This is a genomic window from Nitrospirillum amazonense, assembly GCF_029594735.1.
GTDB lineage: Bacteria > Pseudomonadota > Alphaproteobacteria > Azospirillales > Azospirillaceae > Nitrospirillum > Nitrospirillum amazonense.
Map to the genome: position 1 here is coordinate 179,450 of NZ_JARPAF010000003.1, position 2,123 is coordinate 181,572.

The following is a 2,123-nucleotide window of genomic DNA, read 5'->3' on the forward strand; positions in this document are numbered from 1 at the left end:
ACGTGGGCGGCCATGTGCTGACGGTCAGCGGCCCGGCGCTGGTGACGGGCGGCACGGTCAGCGCCGGCGTCTCCGGCGTGGGCAACTACGTCGTTGGCGACAGCGTGACCATGATCCAGGGTGGGGCGGGCTCGTCCTACACCGGGGCCGTGGTCACCAGCGGCCTGACGGGCCTGGACGCCAAGGGCTCGATCAGCGGCGGCACTCTGCTGGCGGTCGCGGGCAACGACTACATCGGCGCCAGCCTGGCCACCCTGAACGTCACGGGCACGCTGGCCAACAATGCCGGTAGCACCCTGCTGGCGGCGGCGGGCAACGACTACATCGGCGCCAGCCTGGATACGCTGAACAACACCGGCACGGTGGCCAGCCCGACGGCGCTGTACATCGCCTCCACGGGCACCCTGGGGACCCTGGCCAACAGCGGGGCACTGGCGGGCAACATCACCAACCTGTCGACCGGCGACCTGATCATCAACGGCGGCAGCGCCACGGCCCCGGGCACCCTGACCGGGTTCAACGGCGCCATCGGCACGATCAGCAACACCGGCAGCAACGTGCGCTTCACCGGCGGCGTGCAGCTGCTGAACGACCACATCACCGTCGGCAGCCACACGGTGTTCAACAGCGGGGCGACCCTGCTGGTGAACAGCGCCATCAACATCACCGGCGCGTACAGCCAATCGGCGGGCACGCTGGCCATCGGCGTGACCACGCCGACCAGCTACGGCAACCTGGCGGTCAGCGGTGCGGCGGCCTTCACCGGCGGCTCGGTGCTGCTGCAGGGCGTGGGCAGCGGGGCCGGGGCGTTGCAGGCCGGCACCTACACCATTGCCTCGGGCAATGGGCTGACCTTGAGCGGGGTGGACTTCACGGCCACGGGCTACACCGTGACCAGCGACCTGGTGACGGTGGGCAGCACCACCCAGCTGGTGGTGAAGGTGGCGGGCAAGGCCACCAACTACACGGCGGTGGGCAATGCCCAGGGTGGTGCGGCGGTGGGCACGGGCTCGGCCCTGGACCAGATCGCGGCCTTGGCCAGCAACAGCATCACCACCAACCAGCAGCTGGCGGCGTTCACGCAGCAGGTGCTGGCGCCGCTGGCGACGCTGACGCCGGCGGCCAAGCAGGTGGCGGTGGCGCAGCTGTCGCCCAGCCAGCTGACGCCGCAGCTGACGGCGACCTCGGTGACGCCCACCACCACGGCCATCAGCCAGCACCAGGAGACGGTGGCCAGCCTGATGGACGGCGGGGAGAAGGGCATGGCCGCGGGCTCCAACGGGCGCGAAGGCGTGATCTGGGGCGAGATCGTGGGTGCCGGCGTGCTGCGCGGCACGACGACGGAGGCGGCGGGCTACCGCGCCAGCAGCAGCGGCCTGGTGCTGGGTGCCGACTGGTTCGCCAGCGACGAGGTCATGGCGGGCCTGGCCTTCAGCTGGATCAACAGCGCGTCGGTGGGCCAGGGCGTCATGGCGGGCAGCCTGACACGGGTGGGCAGCTACCAGCTGACGGCCTACAGCGTCTGGCGTCCGGACTTCGCCGACCAGAAGCTGTCGGTGGAGGGCCAGGTGGGCTGGGGCTACAACCACTACGACCAGCGCCGCGACATCGCCTTCCTGGGCGCCCGCGCCAACGCCAACTACGGTGGCGAGCAGTACCTGGGCAAGGTGACGGTGGGCTACGACCTGCCGCAGCAGGGGGCGTTCACCTTCACGCCGCAATACAGCCTGCGCTTCGTGCGCCTGGTGAACCATGCCTACCAGGAACACGACGCCGGTCCGGCCAACCTGAAGGTGGATGTGCTGGGCACCAACGCGGTGACGCAGGAGCTGGGGCTGAAGGTGGACACGCAGTGGAACACGGGCGTTGGCCTGCTGTCGCCGGACCTGCGGGTGGCCTGGGTGCACGACTTCAAGGATGGGCCCATCCCGACGACGGGCGTGCTGGCCGGCGTGGCCTTCGCCAGCACCACCGGCCGGGTCAACACCGACGGCCTGGCCGTCAACCTGGGCGCCACCCTGCAGCAGAGCGAAGCCTTCAGCCTGCGCCTGGAGTACAACGGCGAATACCGCCACGACTACCAAAGCCACGGCGGCGTCCTGCGCGCCAGCTGGAGCTTCTGA

The 2,123-nt window shown here is 70.3% G+C and carries 1 protein-coding gene; it reads left to right on the forward strand.

Annotated features, from left to right (window positions below):
- Nucleotides 1–2,123, forward strand: a 2,123-nt coding sequence (locus P5F91_RS19240) for an autotransporter outer membrane beta-barrel domain-containing protein (RefSeq protein WP_277907968.1), incomplete at its 5' end; no start/stop codon positions are given.